This window comes from Peribacillus sp. RS7 (assembly GCF_041956845.1).
Classification (GTDB): Bacteria; Bacillota; Bacilli; order Bacillales; family DSM-1321; genus Peribacillus.
The window spans coordinates 2,541,198-2,564,976 of sequence record NZ_CP168135.1 but is presented as its reverse complement, the minus strand read 5'-3'; the positions used below and the strand labels follow the sequence as shown (position 1 = coordinate 2,564,976).

General features: G+C 40.8%; 22 protein-coding genes and 1 riboswitch. Of the genes, 9 read left to right on the top strand and 13 right to left on the bottom strand.

The features are described from left to right. Positions 1 to 6 precede the first annotated feature (6 nt). Positions 7 to 1,629, top strand: coding sequence for an ATP-binding protein (locus ACDZ29_RS13000; protein WP_375090978.1), 1,623 nt, complete (start codon positions 7 to 9; stop codon positions 1,627 to 1,629). A gap of 4 nt (positions 1,630 to 1,633) precedes the next feature. After that, on the top strand, positions 1,634 to 3,064 hold the full coding sequence (locus ACDZ29_RS12995) for a sigma-54-dependent transcriptional regulator (RefSeq protein ID WP_375090977.1): 1,431 nt from the start codon (positions 1,634 to 1,636) through the stop codon (positions 3,062 to 3,064). Between the two features lie 41 nt (positions 3,065 to 3,105). Here the strand turns inward: ACDZ29_RS12995 and adhP are convergent, their stop codons facing one another. Further along, entirely contained in the window at positions 3,106 to 4,119 is a 1,014-nt protein-coding gene (gene adhP / locus ACDZ29_RS12990; protein ID WP_289336185.1) for an alcohol dehydrogenase AdhP, read from the bottom strand. 276 nt (positions 4,120 to 4,395) lie between these two features. Between adhP and ACDZ29_RS12985 the strand changes: the two genes are divergently transcribed. After that, complete coding sequence (locus tag ACDZ29_RS12985) at positions 4,396 to 4,692, top strand: DUF3892 domain-containing protein (protein WP_289318195.1); 297 nt, start codon at positions 4,396 to 4,398, stop codon at positions 4,690 to 4,692. 84 nt (positions 4,693 to 4,776) lie between these two features. Here ACDZ29_RS12985 and ACDZ29_RS12980 read toward each other — a convergent pair whose 3' ends face one another. Together ACDZ29_RS12980 and ACDZ29_RS12975 are read right to left on the bottom strand one after the other, a co-directional pair. Further along, positions 4,777 to 5,589: a hypothetical protein gene (locus ACDZ29_RS12980; RefSeq protein ID WP_375090976.1), complete on the bottom strand. Its 813-nt coding sequence runs from the start codon at positions 5,587 to 5,589 to the stop codon at positions 4,777 to 4,779. A 141-nt stretch (positions 5,590 to 5,730) separates the two neighbouring features. Continuing rightward, positions 5,731 to 6,252 carry a YbaK/EbsC family protein gene (locus ACDZ29_RS12975; RefSeq protein ID WP_375090975.1) on the bottom strand — a complete coding sequence of 174 codons (522 nt, stop codon included), beginning with the start codon at positions 6,250 to 6,252 and terminating at the stop codon, positions 5,731 to 5,733. 159 nt (positions 6,253 to 6,411) lie between these two features. Continuing rightward, positions 6,412 to 6,456, top strand: a riboswitch (PreQ1 riboswitch). A 6-nt stretch (positions 6,457 to 6,462) separates the two neighbouring features. Between ACDZ29_RS12975 and ACDZ29_RS12970 the strand changes: the two genes are divergently transcribed. From ACDZ29_RS12970 to ACDZ29_RS12960, 3 genes are all read left to right on the top strand, one after another. After that, positions 6,463 to 6,948 (top strand): QueT transporter family protein, encoded by a 486-nt coding sequence (locus ACDZ29_RS12970; RefSeq protein ID WP_289323515.1) that lies wholly within the window; start codon positions 6,463 to 6,465, stop codon positions 6,946 to 6,948. A 120-nt stretch (positions 6,949 to 7,068) separates the two neighbouring features. Further along, positions 7,069 to 7,725, top strand: coding sequence for a TVP38/TMEM64 family protein (locus tag ACDZ29_RS12965; protein WP_289323514.1), 657 nt, complete (start codon positions 7,069 to 7,071; stop codon positions 7,723 to 7,725). A 116-nt stretch (positions 7,726 to 7,841) separates the two neighbouring features. Then, entirely contained in the window at positions 7,842 to 9,467 is a 1,626-nt protein-coding gene (locus ACDZ29_RS12960; RefSeq protein ID WP_375090974.1) for a PAS domain S-box protein, read from the top strand. 68 nt (positions 9,468 to 9,535) lie between these two features. Here the strand turns inward: ACDZ29_RS12960 and ACDZ29_RS12955 are convergent, their stop codons facing one another. Continuing rightward, complete coding sequence (locus ACDZ29_RS12955; protein WP_375090973.1) at positions 9,536 to 10,990, bottom strand: cadherin-like beta sandwich domain-containing protein; 1,455 nt, start codon at positions 10,988 to 10,990, stop codon at positions 9,536 to 9,538. A gap of 310 nt (positions 10,991 to 11,300) precedes the next feature. On the opposite strand from ACDZ29_RS12955, the gene ACDZ29_RS12950 reads away from it, so the two are divergent. Together ACDZ29_RS12950 and ACDZ29_RS12945 are read left to right on the top strand one after the other, a co-directional pair. Further along, complete coding sequence (locus tag ACDZ29_RS12950; protein WP_375090972.1) at positions 11,301 to 12,932, top strand: copper resistance CopC/CopD family protein; 1,632 nt, start codon at positions 11,301 to 11,303, stop codon at positions 12,930 to 12,932. A gap of 18 nt (positions 12,933 to 12,950) precedes the next feature. Then, positions 12,951 to 13,613 (top strand): YcnI family protein, encoded by a 663-nt coding sequence (locus tag ACDZ29_RS12945; RefSeq protein ID WP_375090971.1) that lies wholly within the window; start codon positions 12,951 to 12,953, stop codon positions 13,611 to 13,613. Between the two features lie 54 nt (positions 13,614 to 13,667). On the opposite strand, the gene ACDZ29_RS12940 is transcribed toward ACDZ29_RS12945, so the two are convergent. From ACDZ29_RS12940 to ACDZ29_RS12920, 5 genes are all read right to left on the bottom strand, one after another. Then, positions 13,668 to 14,666 (bottom strand): S8 family peptidase, encoded by a 999-nt coding sequence (locus ACDZ29_RS12940; RefSeq protein ID WP_375090970.1) that lies wholly within the window; start codon positions 14,664 to 14,666, stop codon positions 13,668 to 13,670. A 335-nt stretch (positions 14,667 to 15,001) separates the two neighbouring features. Then, complete coding sequence (locus ACDZ29_RS12935) at positions 15,002 to 15,508, bottom strand: SEC-C metal-binding domain-containing protein (RefSeq protein WP_289323508.1); 507 nt, start codon at positions 15,506 to 15,508, stop codon at positions 15,002 to 15,004. Between the two features lie 195 nt (positions 15,509 to 15,703). After that, the gene (locus ACDZ29_RS12930; protein WP_289323507.1) at positions 15,704 to 16,273 is read right to left on the bottom strand and encodes a nitroreductase; all 570 of its coding nucleotides are present in this window, start codon (positions 16,271 to 16,273) and stop codon (positions 15,704 to 15,706) included. Positions 16,274 to 16,284: 11 nt separating this feature from the next. Beyond that, positions 16,285 to 17,457, bottom strand: coding sequence for a toxic anion resistance protein (locus ACDZ29_RS12925; protein WP_370013713.1), 1,173 nt, complete (start codon positions 17,455 to 17,457; stop codon positions 16,285 to 16,287). Further along, positions 17,454 to 18,110 carry a 5-bromo-4-chloroindolyl phosphate hydrolysis family protein gene (locus ACDZ29_RS12920; RefSeq protein ID WP_289323506.1) on the bottom strand — a complete coding sequence of 219 codons (657 nt, stop codon included), beginning with the start codon at positions 18,108 to 18,110 and terminating at the stop codon, positions 17,454 to 17,456. Before ACDZ29_RS12920 ends, ACDZ29_RS12925 begins: the two co-directional genes overlap by 4 nt. Before the next feature lie 249 nt (positions 18,111 to 18,359). Here ACDZ29_RS12920 and ACDZ29_RS12915 point away from each other — a divergent pair, with 249 nt between their 5' ends. Next, positions 18,360 to 18,797, top strand: a complete 438-nt coding sequence (locus tag ACDZ29_RS12915) for a hypothetical protein (RefSeq protein ID WP_370013712.1) — start codon at positions 18,360 to 18,362, stop codon at positions 18,795 to 18,797. A gap of 739 nt (positions 18,798 to 19,536) precedes the next feature. Here ACDZ29_RS12915 and ACDZ29_RS12910 read toward each other — a convergent pair. The 4 genes from ACDZ29_RS12910 to ACDZ29_RS12895 form a co-directional block, all read right to left on the bottom strand. Next, complete coding sequence (locus ACDZ29_RS12910) at positions 19,537 to 21,387, bottom strand: zinc-ribbon domain-containing protein (RefSeq protein ID WP_375090969.1); 1,851 nt, start codon at positions 21,385 to 21,387, stop codon at positions 19,537 to 19,539. Positions 21,388 to 21,757: 370 nt separating this feature from the next. Beyond that, entirely contained in the window at positions 21,758 to 21,985 is a 228-nt protein-coding gene (locus ACDZ29_RS12905) for a hypothetical protein (RefSeq protein ID WP_375090968.1), read from the bottom strand. A 45-nt stretch (positions 21,986 to 22,030) separates the two neighbouring features. Beyond that, the gene (locus ACDZ29_RS12900; protein ID WP_375090967.1) at positions 22,031 to 23,308 is read right to left on the bottom strand and encodes an ammonium transporter; all 1,278 of its coding nucleotides are present in this window, start codon (positions 23,306 to 23,308) and stop codon (positions 22,031 to 22,033) included. After that, on the bottom strand, positions 23,305 to 23,700 hold the full coding sequence (locus ACDZ29_RS12895) for a hypothetical protein (protein ID WP_289323500.1): 396 nt from the start codon (positions 23,698 to 23,700) through the stop codon (positions 23,305 to 23,307). Before ACDZ29_RS12895 ends, ACDZ29_RS12900 begins: the two co-directional genes overlap by 4 nt. Positions 23,701 to 23,779: the final 79 nt, after the last annotated feature.

Sequence of the window (23,779 nt, the reverse complement as noted above, 5' to 3'; positions counted from 1 at the left end):
AAAAACATGAACAAACTTGAATTGATAGATTTAATGACAGGTGTAAAATCTTCAAAAAAAACGTATTACACGGAACTTAAGAAAACTGTGGATCAGCTGAAGAAGAAGAATATGCAGCTTGAAATTATGAATGACATCACTAAAAATATGAATATGGACATCGACATCCAAGAGATTCTCCGAAATGTTATTGCAAAGCTCAAGCAGCTAATTACCTTCGATGACAGTCACTTTGTCATATTGTATGAGGAAGAACCTGCCCTGCTTCACATCTGCCCCAATGGTCACTGCGAACTTGAACTTGAAATTGATTCCAACAATCCGTTACACCCATTTCAGGGTTTCTCGTCTGCTCTGAAAGATAAGCAGCCCATTCAGGTGGAAGTTAAACGGTTACCGGACTTCCCAGAAAAAGAACGACTATTATCCCTTGAGATCGAAGCACTTCTATTGGTTCCTTTGTATGGAAAAAGTAAAAAAATCGGAATTTGGACTTTCGGCAGGAAGAATAAGAAAACATGGCATAAAGATGAACTGGATTTTCTTGAGCAACTATCAAATCAGCTTGCACTAACTTTGGAGAATGCCCAGCTTTATAAGGAAGTCCTTCATTCCAAGCAGGAGTGGGAGGATACGTTCAAGGCAGTTGAAGATATGATTATCGTTTTTGATCACAAAGGAACCGTCTATCAATCCAATGATTCTGCCAGGGACTTTTCCGACCTGGTTCCTTTAATTGAAAAATCTCAAAATCTGATTCAAGATACCTTTTCATTCAATAAGCCAGGATTTCAAGAAATACTCCTTCAGCATGATACCATCTTGGAAATGCATGCCTACCCGATTCAGAATAAGGAGCATCAAGTCTATGGGGTCATTGCTTATTATAAAAATGTCACCGAAAGAAGACAGATGGAGGTCCAGCTATTGCATGCCGGTAAACTTGGGGCGATCGGTGAAATGGCAGCAGGGATTGCCCATGAATTGAATAGCCCCTTAACGGCCATTCTTGGTAACTCCCAGATTTTATTACGGAAAACTCCCCAGGACAATCTGGACTATATGCTTTTGAACGATATTAAGATTTGTGGGGACCGATGCAGGCAAATAGTGAAAAGCCTGCTTACCTTTTCGAGGCAGGATGAGTATAGATTCCACTATTACTCTATTAACGAAGCCATTCATCAGGTTCTGAACCTTTTGAAGTTTCAACTGGGGAAGAAGCAAATTTCCCTTCATCTTTCCCTTCAGGAAGACCTTCCCTTCATAAAGGGCAGCCAACCTCAAATAGAACAGATCATCATCAACTTGTTATTGAATGCCAAGGACGCATTGGATGAGTCCTCTCCATCGGAAAAATCGATTTCGATCACTACCTATTCAGAAGACAAGTTCATGGTGGTACAGGTGACTGATAATGGAACGGGGATTGAAAAAGAACGCCTGCCCTTCATATTCCATCCCTTTCATACAACTAAAGACCGTGAAAAAGGTACAGGTTTGGGGCTGTCCGTAAGCCTTGGAATCGCCAAAGACCATGGTGGCAAGATCGACGTTTTGAGCAAATCAGGACAAGGAAGCACTTTTTTCCTGAGGCTTCCCTTGCAAGCAGAAGAGGAAAGGCGATGATAAGTTGATCAATTTACTTGTGGTAGACGATGAGAAAGAAGTTGGGACTTTTCTATCCCGCCTTTTTACGATGAAAGGTTACCTCGTACAAGTTGTGAATAGCGGAAAGGATTTTCATGAAATCGATTGGAATCAGCAGCGTTTTGATGTAGCAATGATAGACCTGAAGCTTCCGGATTGTGATGGCCTTTCCCTTCTGCAACATCTAAAACAACTACAGCCGCGTTGCAAGGTACTGATCATGACCGGATACAGCACCGTCAAGACCGCTGTTGATGCAATGAAACTTGGCGCGAGTGATTATATGGAAAAACCCTTTGTGGATATTGAAGTATTGGAAAAGCAAATTGACAACCTATTGAATGAAAATGAAGATTTGAATCAACATTTCATCCATAAGCTAGCCGAGGAATCAGGATTGATTGTCGGTGAAAGTACTTTAATGAAGAGTTTGATTGAAACGACATTCAAGGTTGCCCAAAAATCAGTCAATGTATTAATTGAAGGAGAAACCGGCAGCGGCAAAGAAGTGCTTTCACGTTTCATCCACATAGCCAGCCCCCGAAACCATGAACCTTTTATCGGCATCAATTGTGGAGCGATCTCTGAATCCCTGCTTGAAAGCGAATTATTCGGCCATGAAAAGGGGGCTTTCACCGGAGCTACCCAGTTGCGAAAGGGTTTTTTCGAAATTGCAGGGAATGGTACGCTTTTCCTTGATGAAATTGCGGATGCGAGTCCCGCCATTCAAGTCAAATTGCTACGAGTGTTGGAAACACGGGAATTCATGCGGGTTGGCAGCAGCGGGACAATACGGACGAACGCCCGGTTAGTGGCGGCCTCCAATGAAAACCTGCAACAGGCAGTGGACAAAAATAAATTCCGGGAAGACCTATTTTACCGACTGAACGTCGTGACTCTGGATATCCCGCCTTTGCGCAACCGAAAAGAGGATATTCCCTTGCTTGTCCGTCACTTGATTGAGAGAAATGGTCATGGAGATATCTCTTTTTCCAATGAAGCCATTGAAAAATTACAGCAATACAACTGGCCAGGCAACATACGCGAACTATCTAATGTGGTCATGCGCACGCTAACTCTTGCAGACAATAAGTCTGAAATAACAGCCAATGATATCTCGCTATCTAACAGCCAGGTCACTCCGAAGAAGAAAGAGCGTCCGAATGAGATTCAGACAACTGAAAACCTTCTTGAAGAGTGGCGAAAAAAGCTGGTGGCCGACTTTAATGAGAAAGATGAACTGATGCTTGAAGAAATCCTTACGGAAATCAAACAGCTTCAATCCACAATTGGAAAGGAACTCGTCATGCAGGCACTGCAAAAAACCTACGGCAACCGGAATGAAGCAGCCAAACGCTTGCAGATATCCATAAGGAAATTACGCTATATATTAAATGAGAAGAACCAGACATAAAAAAAGGGGGATGCCCCGTTCCAGGGCATCCTCCTCTGTTACTATTCTAGCGTCAATACGATGCGTCCATTGATTTCTCCCTTTTCCATCATTGAAAACACATCATTGATTTCATCAAGTTTCCTCGTCTCTATATTCGTTCTGACTTTACCCTCAGCCGCAAATTGAACAGCTTCCTGTAAATCTTTTCTCGTCCCGACGATTGACCCTTTTACAGTTACCCCATTTAGTACCGTATCAAAAATCGGGATTGGAAGTTCATCATTCGGCAATCCGACTACGACCAGTGTCCCGCCCCTCTTGACTGAACTGTAAGCCTGTTCGAATGCTTTTTTCGTAACCGCTACAGAAATGGCTGCCTGCACACCGCCAACTTTATCCTTAATGGCTTGTACAGGATCAGTCTTAAGCCCATTAACCGTGAAATCCGCTCCCAGTTCCGCCGCCAGATCAAGCTTATCATCTTGAATATCGACAGCAATGACATTAAAGCCCATCGCTTTCGCGTATTGAAGGGCAACATGTCCCAATCCGCCAATTCCATAAACCGCTACCCAATCACCAGGTTTTGCTTCTGATACCTTAAGCGCTTTATAAGTCGTTACGCCTGCACAGAAAATCGGTGAAACTTCCGCAAAGTCAAGCCCTTCAGGAACCTTCACCACATATTTGGCAGGTGCTTTACAGTATTCCGCATACCCCCCGTCCACGGAGTAGCCTGCATTCAATTGATCCAAGCAAAGCGTTTCCCTTCCAGTCAAACAATACTCACAATCGCCACAGGCCGAGTAAAGCCATGGGATCCCAACGCGGTCACCGACTTTCAAGGAAGTTACGCCTTCTGCCACCTTTTCTATGATGCCTACACCTTCATGTCCAGGGATAAGCGGAAGTTTAGGTTTAACCGGCCAATCGCCATGTACCGCATGTAAATCGGTATGACACACGCCACATGCTTTAATTTTCACTAATATCTCACCATATTCCAATTCCGGGATGGGTACTTCTTTAATCTCAAGTTTTTGGTTAAATTCATTGACGACCGCTGCTTTCATTGTCTTGACCTGTTGTTTTGCATTCAAAGTGCTTGCCCCTTGTTTTACATTCATGATTCATATTCCTCCCTTAATTAAGTGGATATTATTTCTTACTCCACTTATACAAGATGCAAGTGCCATGCCAATGCAAAAAGGCCAAGACGACAGCATCCAATTTAAAAAAGTGCCGAAAATTCGGCGCTTTTGGACGAATTAACGGCTCAAGTTGGACGAAATCCGGTTTGTATATTGCAGAAAAAATAGCTCACCCTATAAATGGGAGGTGTCCAAAACATGGACCAATTTGAAAAAGCTTATGAATCCTATAAACAGCAGGGAACACCGCAAGCAAACCAACTTGATTCAGCAGGAAAAGAAGAAATCATCGCCGTAAGGAAAAATGAAGAGGACAATATTATCGCCATCAAGACCAACTCCGGCCGCGAACTCGACTACCCCACTGCCCTTTCGGAAGCCAAAGCAGGCATCCTGGCCAATGTTGACGTCTTTCATAAATATGGACGTGATATATTGCGGAGTGAGCCTGATGGGATAAAAGAAAATAACCTGGATCAACTGCCGGAGTTTTGAGTTTTCGGGGAAACTGCCTGATATGGGCAGTTTTTTTCTGTCTGGAGTTAAACATTAAAAAGAACCAGCATGATAGCCGGATCCTTATTTTTCATACTGATAGGATTCAGAGATTTCGAGCAGTTGCCCACAGGACTCGACAACCTCAATGATTTCCATCCACGACATGTCCAGTCCCAGTTCATTTGCATGGGAAATCTTATCCCGTAATTTCCGGATGGCATTCGCATCCTTCTTCCCTTTACTTTTCGAAGGGATTTGGAAGAAGCACTTCAATTCTTCATCCTTATGTATGATATCGAATTTATCACTGATTTGCAGGCACTCTATTAAATTGATATCCTCATTTTTATCGATTCTCCTCCTATATAATTCGGTTGCCTTTTCTAAACGGTCTTCGCTGATCATTGGATGCCAGCTTCCGTCGCCGAATCTATCCATGATGATATCGCTCATCCTCATTTCCAATAAGGTAATGTATCCGAATATCAGCATCCTGATTGGAGGCTTTTGAAGGTCGGCATGGGTAATCAACTTTTTAATTGAATTATTCTCTAATACGAAGACCCTTGTTTTATTCTTGAAAATATGGAGCAGCTGGATCAAAGGCGTTGAATCCGAAACCATTTCCCTTGGTGAAAAGTTTCTCAAATATTCCGAAATGCTCCCTTCACCCAGTTCTTCCCTTTCGATATATCCGATGATTTCCCCTTGATCTTGCACTGCCAATATATCAAAATTCTTTTTTTCCAATGCTTTCCGAATATCCAGCGCCAGATCGTTTGTGTGGCAAAACTCAAGCTCCTGGGCTATGCTCTTAACCGTGATATTTTCTTCATAAAGAGTTTTAAGACTAAGATAGCTGCTATTGCTTTTTCTTTGGCTTCCATTTAACATCTTTCACCCTCCGCTCAGGAACACTTTCTGCACGATTTTCCGCTTTAAAATTATAGACCGCTAAAATGCATACGGCCCCCACAAATAAAGTCCACCCAAGTGGACTTTATCCCATTCATGTGGATCTTTTTGGTCCATTAATTAAAAACCTTCCACTGCATTGCCTGCTGCCGTTTCCTCATTCCCTTCTTCATTCCAAGCCTTGCAAACATCCACCCAATCCTTTGCTCCTGAATATTCAAATAATTCCGTGGGTGTAAGTTCTATTGCAGAGTTCGTACTGCCGCATGCCGGGAACAATGACTCAAAGCGCTTCATCGATACATCAAGAAAAACAGCTAGATCGTTTGCCAGACCAAACGGACAAACTCCTCCGATGGCATGGCCGGTCTGCTCAAGCACTTCCTCGGGTGATAGCATCCGTGCCTTGAAACCGAACATCTGCCGAAATTTCTTATTATCCACTTTTGCGTCCCCAGCCGCTACAACCAAAATCGCATCATCACCTTCCCCCCTAAAGGAAAGAGTTTTAGCGATCCTCGCTGGGATAACGCCGATGGTTTCTGCAGCCTCACTCACCGTAGCGCTCGATGTTTCGAACTCCATTACATCACCTTCCCGATCCCATTGTTTAAAATGGCTTTTGACACTCGCGATAGACATATTATATTCACTCCTTTGAAATACATATAAAAATAATATCATCCTTCATTGCCATAAATCAAAATCCTATGGATGCTTGAAAACCTAAAAATTAAAACCATTCTTTACAAATTGACGAAACAAGCTTACTTGGGATACTATTAATCATTGGGCAAACGCCTATACGTGGTTCGTAACCATCCCACGATAAAAAACTAGGGAGAGAGTAAAATGAATGTTCGTACACTCGTGATAAACGGGTTATTGGCTGCCTTGTATGTGGCGGTCTCATTGGTGTTTAAACCAATAGCTTTTGAGATGTTCCAATTTCGTGTACCGGAAATGTTGAACCATCTTATTGTATTCAATAAAAAATATATCTATGGTATTGTCGGCGGCGTCTTCATATCGAATCTGCTCTTTTCACCGATGGTTCCATATGATTTAATTTTTGGGGTGGGGCAATCCGTACTCGCCTTGCTGCTTGTCATTTTTGTTTCACGGTTCATAAAAGGTATTAAAGGGCGGATGATCGCCACGATCATCTTTTTCACGTTCACAATGTTTTTAATTGCCATTGAACTGAACCTTGCCTTTGGCTTACCATTCTGGTTAAGCTGGATGACCACGGCTGTCGGTGAATTCGTTGTCCTCTTGATTGGCGCGCCAATCATTTATGGAATGAACAAAAGAATTCAGTTTGAAAAGTGGCTTTAAAGGAATCTTCGCTTCGTGAACCCACTATAATGTAAAAGAGCTGTCTGCATCATGCGACAGCTCTTTTTTCACCAATTAACTTAAAAATGATAAACTATTAGTCAGAATGGTGGTGACCCTTTGAAAAAAGTCCTGACCTTAACCGGTCTACTGGTAATTGCATTATTTATTTTTTCAAATGCAGAATTATTTACTTTGATTTGGAAAAGTGACTTGGATTCAGTTATTAGCATATTGAAGGAAAACCTTTTGCTCACTTTTATTGTGACATTCGTATTGATGTTTGTCCAAAATTCATTTACAATCATCCCCTTAATTTTGCTTCTGACTATCAATGTCACGATATTCGGATTCATATATGGCTACCTATGGAGTTGGTTTACAAGTGTCGTTGCTTCAGGATTCATTTTTTATGCTGCAAGAAATTGGTTTCAGGAACTTCTCTTAAAGAAGATGGGGGAAAAATGGCAAAAAACTGTTGTGGAGCATGGCTTCATGTACGTGTTTACAGGCAGGATTTTCCCGCTTATCCCAACAAGTTTAATTAACTTGGCAGCTGGAGTCAGCACCGTCACTTTCAAGGATTTTTTATTAGCGACGGCACTTGGCAACCTGATATACTTTTTCTTCCTATCGTTAATTCCATATGGACTCCTATCTGTTGAAATGAACCAATACACGCTAGTTGCACTCGCACTCCTCTTCTTATTATTTTTCATTATCTATAAGCGTGCAAAAAAGAAAAAGAACCTAACCTTATTCAGAAAAAATAGGTGACCCACATTGGTCCCTGTTTTTTTATTTAGGATTCTGCATATATTTTTTTTCGATAGTTTGTTAAAATGTGTATGTAATTTTACCTTTGAAATGTCTTAAAATCAGGGAGAATCTCCATGTCCAAACGCTCCATCTTAGCAATATATATCCTATCCGGGATTCTTACACTAGTCGTGTTCGACTTTTTTTTAACTACAAATATCCATAACAAAGAGGTCTTCATTCAACTTCAGAGAGTGGAAGGCATTGTTTTCCTTTTATCAATAGGCTTGATCTTATATCTTTATTTAGCTAAAAGGGAAGAATTCAAACAATTAAAAGAAGCGGAACAACGCCGGCGCACACTCATCAATTCAATGGTGGATTTCGTTAACTTCAAGGATGGTGATGGCAGATGGCTTGAGTCCAATACCTTCGGGCTACAATTATTTCAGTTGGAGCATGTAGATTATAAGGGGAAAAAAGACAGCGAACTCGCAGAATACTCCGAATTTTATAAAGAGTCGTTGATCTACTGTGAAGGTTCTGATGAAGAAACGTGGGTAAAAGGGGAAATTACAAGGTGTGAGGAAATCATCCCTCTTCCCGACGGCAATCACAAGACCTTTGATACGATCAAAGTTCCCCTGTTCAATGAGGATGGTTCACGAAAAGGCTTAGTAGTCATCGGCAGGGATATTTCTGAAAGGGTTGTCGCTGAGAATCAATTATTCGATAGTGAACAACGCTATAAATCATTGTTTGAACACAACCCTTATCCGATGCTGATGCTTGATTTAAATGGAATGATCACGACCGTAAATCCAAGGTTTGAAACGGTAACAGGCTTTCAACAGGAAGAAATACATGGAGCCTCATTCATTAAATTGAACTTTACTACAGAAGATGCGGAACTGATCCGTACATCTTGCCAATATGTCATCGAAAACCATAAGGGGATTAAGAAAGGGAAAGATATAGAATTCCTAACGAAGTACGGGAAGTCCATCTTACTTTCTTGTACCTTTGTCCCGATGATGGTTGGCGAGGATTTGGTCGGGATCATCACTTATGCTAAAGAAGTCACTCAAATTCGAGAAACCGAAGCACGCTTAAGAAGAACAGAAAAATTGTCGATAGTCGGCGAACTTGCCGCAAGTGTAGCCCACGAAGTACGAAACCCGTTGACTTCTTTAAAGGGTTTTGTCCAGCTACTTAAAAAGAGCGACCATCCCTATGAACAATACTACACGATTATGTTAAGTGAATTGGACCGGATCAATCTTATTGTAAGCGAGTTACTCGTTCTGGCAAAACCACAGGAACTTCCATTCAGCAAGCATCAAATCATCGAACTGATGAATGATGTCAAAACCTTGTTGAAACCAGAGGCGGACTCGTACCCCACCCAAATATCAATATCTGTAAAAAACGAAATACCGCTTCTATTATGTGAGGGAAACCAATTAAAACAAGTATTCATAAACATGCTCAAGAATTCAATGGAGGCATCCGCCGATCACATTTGGATTGATTTTGAGCGCAAGGACAATAACCTTTCCATTACCATCAAAGATAATGGAAGCGGAATAGAAAAAAAACGGTTAAAGCATCTTGGAGAACCTTTCTATTCCTCTAAAGAAAAAGGAACAGGGTTAGGATTGACAGTCAGCTGCCGAATCATTGAGGCGCATCGGGGAAAGGTCCACTTTAACAGCGAACCAAACCATGGAACCGAGGTCCAAATCCTTTTGCCCATATAAATATAAATCGGAGGACAAGCCTTAATCTTGTCCTTTTTTTTACGATTCAGAACCATCCCTTGATAAAATTAAAATAGAGAGGTGAAGAAACCCTTGATTTTCCCCCAGAATGACACGGACTCATCAGGTTGGTTCCCAAGTATTCTCGGACCTCCAATCTTATTGAAAGTAACTGTATCCTCTTTTCCAGCTGTACTCATTTGCGTTGCCTCAACTTCCGCCTCTTTTGTTTTGATATCATCTACGGTTTCTTCCTCATCCATCTCCAAATCCATATCCTTTTCGAAAACAAGGACATAAGTACGGCGTTCCCCATCCTTTGAAACTGTAACTGAAATGGCCGTCTTCGCTTTATCCTTGATCTTCACTTTTTTACTGCTCTCACCGTCATATTCAATCTTGGCTCCGCTAGCACTTGTCGTTGCATTCATTTCGACTGAAGCAATATCATTATCGACCTCGATATGATATGTATGCTCATTCGAATCAAAAGGTTTGTTCAATACTCCAGATGATACTGTCACATTGTTCAACACTGGGGCGTTATTGCCTTCTTGACTTAAAGAATCGGTTGACGGTACCTTCTCTACAGAATCCGTTTTCGGTTTCTGTGTTGAAATACTTTCAAGCTGCTGTGCTTTCGGTACTTGGCTGCCACTGCTTGGTTTTGAATTATTGGAGGATTCAGCAGTAGAAGTTAAAGATGATTTATTCCCCTTGTCGGAGGAAGGCAGAGCCTCACTTGCTCCTTTTGTGGGCTCCTTTTGAACTTCATCATCTTTAGGGGCATCTTTATCCTTCGATTCAGTTATCTTGGCTGCGGCCCGTGTAATCGTGAGCGTATATGTTTTTTCATTTCCATTTTCCGCTGTAACGATAATCCTCACTGTCGTCCTACCGATTGGAAGGGTAACCTTTACACCTGCGCTGGTTGCATCCTTTCCATTCACCTTTACTTTTGCGGTACTGTCACTCAATGTCGGGGCCACCGTAACGGACTTGACTTCATTTTCAACTGAAGCATTATAAGCTGTCACATTAGAATCGAATGTTAACGAGCCTTTTGATAATCCAATCGAAGTTAAAAGGTTATCATCACTTTCAAGTTTTTCGATCTTGACGGTATATGCAACCGTTTCATTTATTCCATCACTCACGGTGATTTCAAAAGTATTCATGCCGGTTTGAAGAGTTAAGTCCTTCACCTCACCATTTGTCAGTTTGACGCCATTCACATATATGGCTGCATTCTCATTGTGACTCTCTGCAATCAAGGTAATCTTTTCCATATCATTCCCCACTGTTGAACTATAGTCGTGTACACTCTCTGAAAATTTTTGATCCAGTGCCAAACCTTCTATTTCTAACTTTGAAAGAATATTTACCGTTTGGGCCTCTTCCTGCAGAACAGAAGGACCCTCCGCAGCCTCTACCACGGGCATATAAGTGGATGCTCCCATCCCCACAAGGGAACCAACCAAAATCACCTTCACACTTTTTTCTTTTAACCCCTTATTTAGCAAAGCCTATCCCCCCTATAATTCCTGTAAACATGATAGGGTCAGGTTACCAAATAAATCTTAATTATTTCTTAATGGGGTATATAGCTTGATTCTTTAGGTAAAAACTGAAGGGGTTACATACCAATTTTTACCACCAATTATTTTAATGGCTATTATGGTGGAAGCCAGACCAATCTAACCTTATTGTTATCACTTTTCTTGCGAACCTCTTAAACTGCCTTTAGATAACTAATTTATTTTCACTGTTTTTTCACATTTTCCTTTTATAATAAGCTTACATAACCTGATGAAAGGGTGATGGCACACCACGATGAAAAATTATTTATGGCTGGTATTCAGCCTATTCAGTTTGCTTTTATATCCAGCAATGGCTTCTGGTCATGCTACTGTAATAAGCTCTAATCCCAGCCCGAATGAAGCGATGGATACTCTTCCTGAAAAGATCAGCATTCAATTCAGTGAAAATATACAACCAGCTTTCCATTCGCTTGAGGTATTCAGCCAAGATGGGGATAAAATCAAAATTCAAGACAGTACAATCTCGGAACAAAGTGAAAAAATACTGGTAGCTAAGTGGAAAGGCACTATCGATGAAGGGATTTACTACATAAAATGGAGAGTGGTTTCTAGTGATGGTCACCCCATTGAAGGGACAATTCCCTTTCAATTCGGAGATTCAGCGGGTCTATCAGACCAAGAAAATTCCGATGTGAATGCAGGTTTTCCGAATTTCATCAACGTTTTCCTGCAAAGTCTTCAATACATATGCTTCGCAGCCCTAACCGGAATCCTTTTTTTCCAATTATCGTTAATGAAGGATTCCCGCCTTTTTGAAGCCAGCCGAAGAGCCAGCCTATACCTTTGGCTTTCATATGCAGGTTTAGCATTTTCCATTTTCTTCAGTCTGCCTTTAAAGGTGACGATTGACGCTGGCGTAGGTTGGACCGATGCATTTAATGTGAGTTATATAAAAGAAGTATTGAATGCTACAAACTTTGGAGCCATCTGGATCGTTGAAATTCTAATGTTGCTTCTTCTGTTTTTAGTGATTTATTTCATGCTCGAAAACTCACTGATTAAATCACTCCCTTTCCTTACTATCATAATAATAGCCGGCTTGATGGTTTGTAAGGCTTTAACTGGACATACGGCAGCCGTCCCTAATCAGGTTCTGGCCGTTTTGATGGACTTCCTCCATTTATTGTCCATGGCTTTATGGCTCGGCGGACTTATGGCCTTATTGGTGATTTTACCTGGGCTTGCTGATCGGCAGCCAGTCCAAGAAGATAAGAAAACATATTACTGGTCAATCATTCAAAGGTTTTCCAGATGGTCGTTTCTGTTTGTAATCATACTGATTGTTAGCGGGATATATAGCAGCTTACAGCATGTGCCGACTATCCATTCATTAATAAACACGACATATGGACAATTGTTACTTGCGAAAATTGGTCTCATGTTGGTCATGATCGTTTTCGGGGGCTTTCATTTTCTCAGAGGGAAAAAGCAAACGAAAAAACTTGGTTATAGTGTGGGAATGGAGTTTGGTTTAGGAATCATCATACTTCTCGTTGCAGCTCTATTGACAAATGTCCAAACTGCCATGTCTTCTCCCGGGCCAATAGAGAAAACCTTACAGACTGACGAAAATAATGAGGTCACATTAATGGTGACTCCCAATGAAGTCGGGGATAACCTAATTCAAGTAGATCTATCCAATGGCGGCAAGCCGATTGAAATAGAACAGCTTACAATCACCATGCAGCCAGTCGATACGCCAGGCGGTGAAATAAAGCTACAAATGCAGGAAAAAAATAAAGGTACATTTACATCAAAGTCTATATTAACCATGCCAGGAAAGTGGAATATCCATGTTCACGGATTAACCGAAAGTCTGGATTCAATCAATGTTGATTTTACAATTTTAATAGGGAATTCATAACAGGAGGGATTTATAAAAATGAAAAACATTTCAAAGCTACTTATATCCACATTTGCTGCATTATTCATTTTCTCCGGTTCGGCGAATGCACACGTTACAGTCAAACCTAGTTCATCTGCACCTGAGGCATGGGAAACTTATACACTCAAAGTGCCCGTTGAAAAAGAAACTGCCACTACAAAGGTGACTTTAAAAGTACCTGAAGGGATTACTTTTGAAAGCTATCAGCCTGTACCAGGATGGAAAGTGACAACCGAAGGTGACAAAGATGGGCATGTAAAAACGGTAACTTGGGCAGCAACTGATGCAGGAATATCCGCTGGACAATTCCAGCAGTTCTCATTCGTTGCCCAAAATCCCAAAGAAGAAACGAATGTGGCCTGGGATGCATTTCAATATTACGAAGATGGTGAAATTGTCGAATGGAGTGGTGATGAAGGCTCAGAACTCCCGCATTCTGTAACGGAAATTTCAGTTGCGCCAAAGGCAGATGCAGAATCTACGGACCATGGTCACAAAGATGCAGCTGACACTAATGATTCCAAGACAACTGACAATTCAAAGGATTCCTTAACAACAGAAGATGCTAGCAATCAAACGCTAATCATCACTCTGGCTGTCATATCACTAATTCTTTCCATTGTAGCGCTTTTTGCAGCTCTAAGGAAAAACAAAAAATAATCATTACATGATGGAAGGTGCCCCATATTTCTCCCGGGGCACCTTTTTTCACTTCTAATATTCCATGACTACTGATTTACTCGGTAACTTAAGGTTTTCTGATTCTATGGTAATCTTAATGGATTTTTCAATTCTTTGTTCCCCTATCGTTAAGTTAAGCATTCCATTTCCCTGTGCTTTTTTGCTGATTCCCAGATCTTCGGTATTTTTCACTAACTGTGCGTATAATTCCGCTTCAGTTAACTTACGGTCAAACTCCTTTTCAGCAATCACTTTCAAGAGCGCTGCTGCACCGCTTACATGAGGCGTAGCCATTGACGTTCCGCTCAGCCTCGCATACTTATTCCCTGGATACGTAGAGAGAATATCGACCCCTGGCGCCACCAAGTCAATCTCATCATTTGTATTTGAAAAATCCGCTAAATTCCTGCTTAAATCCACAGCTCCGACTTCCACTACTTCGGGATATGCTCCTGGATAATCCAATTCATCCGTTTCATGTCGCCCATCACCACTATTTCCAGCTGCGCAAACAACAAGGATATCGTTCTGAAGGGCCTTTTGAATGAGTATATGTTCAGCCTCATCCGGAGGACCGCCAAGTGAAAGTGAAATAACTGAAACCTTTTCTTCATTAGGTCCCCGCCAATTGATTGCATACTCTAAAGCTCCATTAATCCAATCTATTTCGCCTTGTCCCTGACCATTTAATGCCTTTAACGCTAATATGCTTGCTTTCGGAGCCACTCCCACTACACCAGCATTATTAATGGCAGCCAAAACCGTACCGCTCACGTGTGTCCCATGTCCGTTATCATCTTGAAAATCCCCGGTATTGGTAAAATCCTTTCCACCGATGATTCTTTCTTTGAGGTCTGGATGTCCCTTATCAATGCCTGTATCGATGACGGCAATTACCACGCCCTCACCATAATTGCTTTTTTCCCAAATTGCAGGGGCTTTCACAAGTTCAACACCCTCAGGAATCTTCTCTTTCACCGCATCCATTACTTCTAGAACTTTGTAAGGTATTAATCTTTTTTCTCTTGTCATTTGATTACCCCTTCCTTCGTTCAAAGTTAAACTGCCATCAGTGTGGGGATTTGCATCCCGTCTGGCTGCCGTCTACCGTTGAAAGAGATGAGATCAAAAAACTCTTCTCTCTTATATATACCAGATTTTTGAAAATAAAAAATAAGTTTTCCGAAAATTCGGTCTAAATAACTACTTTTTATTTCTTTTTCAGTTACTATCTGGTACTCTTATTATAGAACAAACGTTCCCGTATTTCCACATTTTTTTAATTATTGCACAATTTCATTTCTCAACTTAGCGCTTGTTCAAATAAAAAAAGAAGCGACTCTTAATCGAGTCAGCTTCCATGAATGTTAAGCTGCACCGCAGCATTTTTTGTATTTTTTCCCGCTTCCGCATGGACAAGGTTCGTTTCTTCCGATTACCGGTTCCGTATGGACATGCGGCATTTTAGCTGCCTTCGCACTTTCCATGATAATTTGCGTGCCTTTTTCCTTCATTTGCTGATAGCGCTGTTTAAATAACTCCATTACATCTTTACTGTACTTTAACGTATCTTCCGCGATATCCATTGCCTTTTGCTTGGAAATATTATAATCCTCCAGGGCAAATTGATTATCCCTGAAAGAAACCCTCACTCCAAAATGCTGTCCTGCCTGTTTATTGCTCTTGAGCTCCTCTACGAATTCAAGGTATACTTCCTGGCAATCACAAGTCTGATGCATGCAATAATAATCATATATCCAATATGTTTTATCTTCATACTTACTCTTTAATGCAATTCCATCCTCAACGCCAAAAACATCCAAATATTTAATCGCTTTTCCATCGAGTATCTCAAATGGATCAATCGTCCTCATCTATAGACACATCCTAATTCATCAAAATTTATTCTTCCTATGTATTGTACAACCTAATTCATCAATCGTCACTTGAAACGAAGTCTGCCTAGGACAAATCCCATTCGTTAAAACAGATATAAGAAATCTTATTGAAGGCAAAAAAAAACAGTTGCAGCAGTGTGTTTGCACTGCTGCAACTGCCCCCTTAATTTTTCATCCGATCCATGTGGTCAATTCATCAATCGGTGTTTTCTTAGCAGGTTTCGGCTCCATGTCAGGATAGCCCAAATATATGAAGGCCAATACTTCTCCCTTTGAGGATAATTTGAAAAATTCCCGGACCTTTTCATGATATGTTATTTTCCCCGTTCTCCATACTGCACCCAAACCTAGGGAATGTGCAGCTAGAAGCATGTTTTGGATGGCACTGTTCACTGCCGCATATTCCTCTGAAACGAGGACATTATTCTTATCACTAGGCTCTATGCCCACTGCGATGATGACTGGAGCCCTTAAGGGATTCTTTTTTTGTCTTTCGAGCTTGCTGATTAGACTTTCCGGAGTATCATCAGCATTTTCGATTCTTGTTATTTCTTCGAAGACCTGCCCAAGTTTATTTCTTCCTTCTCCTGTCAATACAAAAAAGCGCCAAGGCTCCGTTCGGTGATGATTAGGTGCATATGTTCCAGCTTCGATGATTTGTTCGATCATTTCTTTCGGTATCGGATCTTGCTTAACGATTCCAATGCTTCTTCTCGTTTTTATAGCCTCGATAGTTTCCACGTTATCTCCCCTTATCCCTTTATCTCCAATAGTTTCTGTTTCAGTTCATTTTCCATTGACGCCAATTCCTGCTCGGCTTGTCGGCGTTTATGCCTGCCTTCTTCCTGAATCCGCATGGTTTCCTCAAGCGTGGAAATCAAGTTGGCTTGAGTATTTTTTAATGTTTCGATATCGACAAGTCCCCGCTCATTTTCTTTAGCCGTTTCAATGGTATTCGTTTTCAGCATCTCAGAGTTCTTCAGTAACAAGTCATTTGTAGTCTTGGAAACCTGCTTTTGCGCTTCTACAGCATGCCTTTGCCTGATTAGGGTCAGTGCAATCGCAACCTGATTTTTCCAAAGAGGAATGGCCGTCATGATTGAAGATTGTATTTTCTCGACTAGTGCCTGATTCGTGTTTTGAATCAGCCTGATTTGCGGTGCGCTTTGAATCGTGATTTCACGACTCAATTTCAAATCATGAAGCCTTTTATCCAACCGTTCAGCAAATTGGCGCATATCATTGACTTCTTGAAACTTCATTTGATCATTGCTTAATTCAGCGGACTTCCTTAGCTCCGGAATCGTTTTCTCATGGATTTCTTCGAGTTTTATTTCCCCTGCTGCAATATAGACATTCAACGCCTGAAAATATTCCTTATTCGTTTCATATAGCTTTTCAAGGATTACGATATCCGATAACAGGATATTCTTGCTCCGATCTAGTTTTACACTGATTCGATCAATCTGGGCCCCAGTTTTCTGATACTTGGAGAGCACCTCCTGTACAGATCCCGAGAGCTTCCCGAACATACGCGCAAAAAAAGAGGGCTTATCCGGTTTAAGCTCATCCGGACTCAGCTCGTTTAACTTCTTCATTAAATCACTGATAATGTTGCCTACTTCACCCACATCTTTTTTCTGGACATGCTCAAGCATGGAATTAGAAAAGGTCAGGAGTTTTGATTGGGCGGGTGTACCATAGGATATCATTGCCTGATGATTCGTTGGGTCGATTTGTTCGGCAAGCTGATAAGCCTTTGCCCTGTTCTCTTCAGGAATGACATCAATCAGTTTTACTGGTTTCGTTTCCTGGGAAGATACTTTCTCCAGCTCCTGCACCCCATCAAATGGATTGGCTAAAAGATCATCGATCAAACTGGCATTATTCGTTTTATTCAACAGGTTTGGATCATTGTTATTCATTTTAACCTCCTGCTTTCATCAATTACTTGTGACTCTTTTCCAGTGTTAATGGATTGCTTAGCAACATCCAATTCGAAGTTAAGGTTATCGATATCATCGGCAATCACTTTATATAAATCTTTTTCTATCGTTTTAGTGAGTTCCTTTAAGGTTTTACGAGTTTCCGTTAAGGAAAGTTCGAGTTCCTTATTCTTTTTTGGCTGCTGTGATAAAAAAACATATTTCTCTGCGAGTTCCGTAGCCGAATCCAGATGCGAGTAATAAAATTGCTCCGCCTGGTAAAACCGCTTCGGTTCTTTTTTCGTCAGACTATATATTTTCCTGATCATTTTAATCATATCCTTCCTCTGTTTAAAAGAAGAGATATGCCTGACCGAGATGAGTGCCTTTTGCACCCGCCATATCTTTGGTTTTGCCTCAATTAAATTTTTCTTTATATATTGGTATTCTTTTCTCGTCAATTCATGTTTTTTTAGGAATCGCGAGGAAAAATAAACGGAACTTAGCCAGTATGCAAGCACCCCTCCTGCTAAAGATATGACAACAGACAGGACAAACGGTTGATTCAATACGAAATAGCTAATCAACCAAACCGGAAAAACCATTGGAAATGCAATCAATATCGGAACAGTATCAGCAAGAAATCGATTCATTATCATTACACTCCTGACTTACACTCTTTTCTATATATACGGATTATCATTGAGATTGGTTTCAAGATGGATAAAAGAATTTCTCCTATCCTAAACGATATAGGAACAGGATGGTTTCTGCAAATTTATTGAAATTTTTTCTGTAGACTACCTCTTCTTCCCACTGTTATGGGCTAACGCCTATTCACTTCACCGGAACTTACATAAGTTATAACGTATCCATCCCGATTTTAAAAAGGAGAGTTGACTATGAATTCATACGGATTTTATCCTTTTCCACAACAAAATGGAAATCACCAGTACTTTCAGTCTAATTATAACCCATATTTCCAACAGCCTGAACGATTTGAATATGTGCCACAGCAAGATTGGGACCTTCAGCAGGTTCAAGAAAATTCATATGGCCAAGTGCCTGACCAGTTCGATGTTGAAAGGCAGCCTCAACAACTCGAAAGAAGGGTCCGGGAACTTGAGCGGCAAAATGAGCGTCAAACGAGGGAACTCAGTCGGCAGAACCAAGAAATTACGCGGATAAATAGGGAAGTGAACCGCGTTAACCAAGAAATCACCAGGCTAAGTCAAGCCGACCAGCGACATACCAATAGGTTAAACAGGCTTAATCAAAGACTTCGGGCAGTGGAAAGAAACCTAAACATCCCCTTCTCTGCAACAGATGATGGTTTTTAATGGAGGAAATGGCAGGAGCTCATTATGGGCTCCCGCTTTTTTTATGCGCAATGCTTTTATCAAAGCCTGTTTTAATCAGTAAAATCCAGTACATGAGATTTAATCAAACGATTGATTAAATCTTTAAAGGTTCAATAAACGCCCTTGTCTAAATTACTTAAACTGATTAATCACTCCTCAAAACCATCCTCGGTTTCCCTTAACAGCCCTACCCACATCCTCCATGGCTATAAGTTATAATAGCCGCTATAAAAGCCATTTTTACGAAAGCGCGTGTACCCTTGAATTTCAGTACACCATTTTGAAGAATACCGATTCGGTCATAGAGTTTTATGATTTCACTCATATCAAGTGTCATATACAGAATTGCATTTCCTTGCCTGGCAATGCCTTTTTACATATTGATTAATTTAAAGTTTGGATTGAGGATCGATACCCACGGTCGGTTAGTCGATCAAAAGGATATCAGCTTCATGTATCAAGAAACCGCGATATTAAGTTTACCTTTCTTCCCCAAAAGCTAGATAACCTGGAGCTGAACTGCATCACATATCTCCATAAGCCGTTCCTTGGAATGACCGCCACATTATATGGGAGAACCTTGCTTTCTTCTTTAAAAACGTAGTTACGAATTACTGATGAGCCCAATAAAAAGAAAATAGGAAACAGCCACATTCCTGCGGCTGCTTTCCTATTTCCCACTAGTACTTTTAAATAAAAGGAAGTAAAAACACCCTGTCTACAACTTATCTTTCGTATCTTCATCTTCTAACTCATAATAACCATCATAACTAGCCTCATCATAGATATCGAACTGATAAACATTTTCTGGCACCAGTCCGTATTTAACACCTAGCTCCATCAAATTGATTCCTACTTCTTCCTGAATTCGATACATTTCATCTTCAGTAATGTTCACTAAGCTTAAGCCTCCTCCAGAATCAGGTTTCAAATCCGGCATTTCCAGTTTGTCTTTTAGTTTCGTTTTGTAATCCACCTTTAATGTGACCGTACCTGAGTCCCATTCATCTGCTAAACCAAGCTTTAATTCGAATTTGCCGTTAAAATAGTCTTTCTTTAAGTTAAGGTCATTCGTTTGTTTAAAGGTCCCTTTAAAAGCGGAAGGCATATTCGTGAAGTCGCCGCCGACGAAGTTAAGATTGAAATCTCTTTTGATTTTTTGCTTACCACCCTGTTCTCCGGCAATATCACTCTTCATCGAAAACTTGATTTCCACAAGGTCCTCATACTCTTCTAACTTATAAGAGGCATTAAGATTCTCTTTCCGAGTATCTTTTTTAATGGTCACATCATTTGTAATCCGGAACATAAGCTTTGGTTCCTCATCTTTTTCTGGAGTAAGTGCCACGCTAAATTCTTCGGTTTTCCGATCTTTGCCATATGGAACGTTTTTGCTCCTCAATTTCATGTTGACTTGATTCTTACTGCCTCCAAAAGCAGTTGTTACTTTACGATCGATTATTTGCTCATCCTTATCAATAATCAATGTAGAAGAAAATCCTTTAGAAAAACGGAAACCCTTCGTTTCTTGCTTAGCAGCTTTTAAACCGTCCAACAATTGCCGTTTCAATTCTTTAGCATCAGGACTCCCAGCCTTTGACACCTTTTGTGCCCTAGTGACTATCATGTTATGAAGCTTTTCATCTTTTATTAAATGGTCCATGAAATCATTTACTAGGTTTTTAGTTTCCGAAGAAGATAGTTTAAGCGTCACTTCCCTTACCTTCATCGTTTCGCCTTCACGTTTAAACTCCACACCTTTTTTCATCTTAAAGTTTTTACCTTCCAAATTGTCCAACAGGAACGCCCCATATCGTTTTTGGATGTATTCCTGTTCTTTCTCCGTCAATTTCAAGTCTTGCCATTCAAGATCGGATACTTCCAAGGTTTCAGTGCCAGCATATGATGGATCGATCATCCGCATGAACTCACCATATTCATCAATATTTAAATATAAGAATTTCTCATATAAGATCGGCACCTTCAAACCGAGTCGCTCCTTGGTTTGGAACATTTCTACATCCAATGCCCTTTCCTTATCGACATTCAAAGCTAATTTATAATAACCTTGATTGCTTATTGGATCCTGTTCAGTTTTGGCAGTAAGAGATGCCTGGTTAAATGATTCTTGAATCATTTCCAGGTCTTGTTCATTCGATAATGAATCCATTTCGACTTTTCCGCTTAGAGTCATCTCCGAACTTGAAGGTTCCTTCATCATTTTCTCTTGGAATTCAATTGTATCGCCATATTTATCGACCCACCCTTCTTTGGAACTCTGATATGTTTTATATTCAGAAAGAAGATACAGCTCTTTCGGGGATTTATGAAGAATAATAGCTGCGGCTGCACTCGAAAACATGATAAAGGCCAATATTGCAGTAATGATTAACGTTCTTTTCTTGAATTGCCTTTTGGTAGACCTTTCCTCGAATAGTTCTTGCCTCACCTCGGAAGCAGCTGGTTCCTTTTTTGTTATTTGTTCTTCACCCACAACAGGAGCGCCACATGATGGGCAAAATCGAGAGTCCTCGTTCAAAGGATTGCCACAAGATTTACAATTTTTCATTTTTTATGTCTCTCCCTTTTGTTACTCGTTACACCTTTTACATGCATTAAATAAGTACAACCACGAAAAAATCACGTTCCTTGAAAAACCTAGGTCTTTACACCAAACCTCTTCTTTTCTGACAATTTTGAATATCAGTTTTTCAATTTCTCACCTCAAATCCATTCATTGTTAGCCTTATAGATCAACCAACCACGCGTAAGTTTCCTTACGCCCTCTGTATAAGTATGTAAATGATTCATGAGATAGTATCACAAAAATCCCTTAAATAAATAGTGCGCCTCCCTGCCGTTTTAAGAGACAGATATTCCATTATGAAAAAAAAACAAAAAAAGAACGGGAGTAAGCTTCCACTCCCGTTCTTTCTCGATTACAACATTATCTCTTTCAACTTTTCGTTTCTTGATTCCTGTTCCTCAGAGGTAGATAAGTCATACTTCTTCAATAGATGAAAAAGTTCATTCAGTGTTTCCTGCGAATTCGCTTTTTCCAGATAACGATCTAATGTATGACTCAAAACCGTTGGTAAAAATGCCTTTTGACTCTCGAATTTCAACCTGATATCTTGTTGCGAATGATTAAGATTGCATGTCCCCATATAAAATTCACCTCTCACTTGATTCTACCATGAGTATTATAGACATTACCTTTTCAATTCTTCATCCTGCTTATAGTAGTCCTCTACCTTGATGAACTCCGGCGAGGTATGTGTGGCCATGATGCCATGATAACTGATATCCAACCCGAGTTCTTCTTCTTCTTCAGTGGACCTTATAGGGAGCCAAACATTTATAACTTTAAAAACAAGCCATGTTAATGAAAAGCCCCAGATGCATAACACCACTAATCCTAATGTTTGAACACCGAGCAAATGCCATCCCCCACCTGCAAACAATCCGTTTTCAGTGGAGAAAAGCCCTACCGCTATCGTACCCCACATGCCTGATGCCGCATGAACAGGAAAGGCGCCAACCGGATCATCGATTTTTCGGGCTTCCAACCAATTTGTCGCAGCTAACATAAGCATTCCAGAAACTGCTCCAATCAGTATCGCCGCCAAATCACTAACGAATGCACAGCCTGCTGTAATCCCGACAAGACCTGCAAGTGAGCCATTGATGACGGAAGGTGCATCCGAGCGTCCATACCTAAATAGTGTATAAAGCAAGGTCACCGCTCCCCCTGATGCAGCTGAGAGCATCGTGACAATGGCAATATGGCCAATTCGTCCATCTGTAGCCTGCAAGGTGCTTCCTGCATTAAACCCAAACCAGCCAAACCATAAAAGGAATGCCCCAACGGATGCCAACGGGAGATTACTTGGCAGCGAAATGGAACTGACCCCCCGTGCAGTGAATTTACCTGCTCTCGGCCCGATTACAATGGCAGCTGCAAATGCAGAAAAACCGCCTAGCGCATGAATGACCGCCGACCCTGCGAAGTCCTGCATGCCCAACCGGCTTAACCAGCCACCACCCCATACCCAGTGACCAGCAATCGGATAGATGAATGCCGTCATCATTACCACAAAAATAAGATACGCCCGAAAATTAATCCTTTCCGCAACTGCTCCCGAAACGATGGAAATAACGGCGATGACGAATGCCCCTTGAAATAACCAAAATGCATCCATGGAAATCGTAAGGTCAATGTGCGACAAATCACCTTTTAGCAGAAAGCCGCTGGCTCCGATGATTCCAAAAACATCCATTCCATACATTAAGCCAAAACCAACGACGAAATAGCAAAGCGTTCCGATCGTGATATCGGCAAAAACCTTCATGATGATATTCACATTATTCTTCGTACGGACGAACCCTGCCTCCAATAAGGCAAACCCGCCCTCCATTAAGAGAATCATGGCTGCTGTAAGTACCACCCATATCGTATCCAAGCCAGCGTTTAACGTTTCAAGTGTCATCTTGGTGTTCCCTCCACTTTCTGCCAGGCCATTATTTCGTTAATGATGTCTGATGGTAAATTCAATTCCCGTTTTTCCGGTTCTTCTTCAAGTAAACGGATCACTTCATTTAAAAAGGCGACCTTCTGTTTTATCATCTCAATTTTTTTATATCTATCTTTAACATTCACCAAATGCTCAACGGCCTGGTGATGACTTGGAGCACGCCCTGTAAAAAAACGTTTAAATGGTGATAGGGATTGATACCAAGCTTCCTCAGCTCTTCGTTTTTGCTCATATTTATGTATTTTACTTTTGATCGCTTCAATTTCCGATTCCTGTTTGCTTTTATGAAATAGCAGTCCTTTTATCACTTCTTCAGATGAAATTTCAAAAACAACTCTACTATACAAATCGTCCCTAATATAAATGTCATATCACCTCACGTAATCGCGTTATGTTTTCTATAATTATATTAATAATTCTGAATTC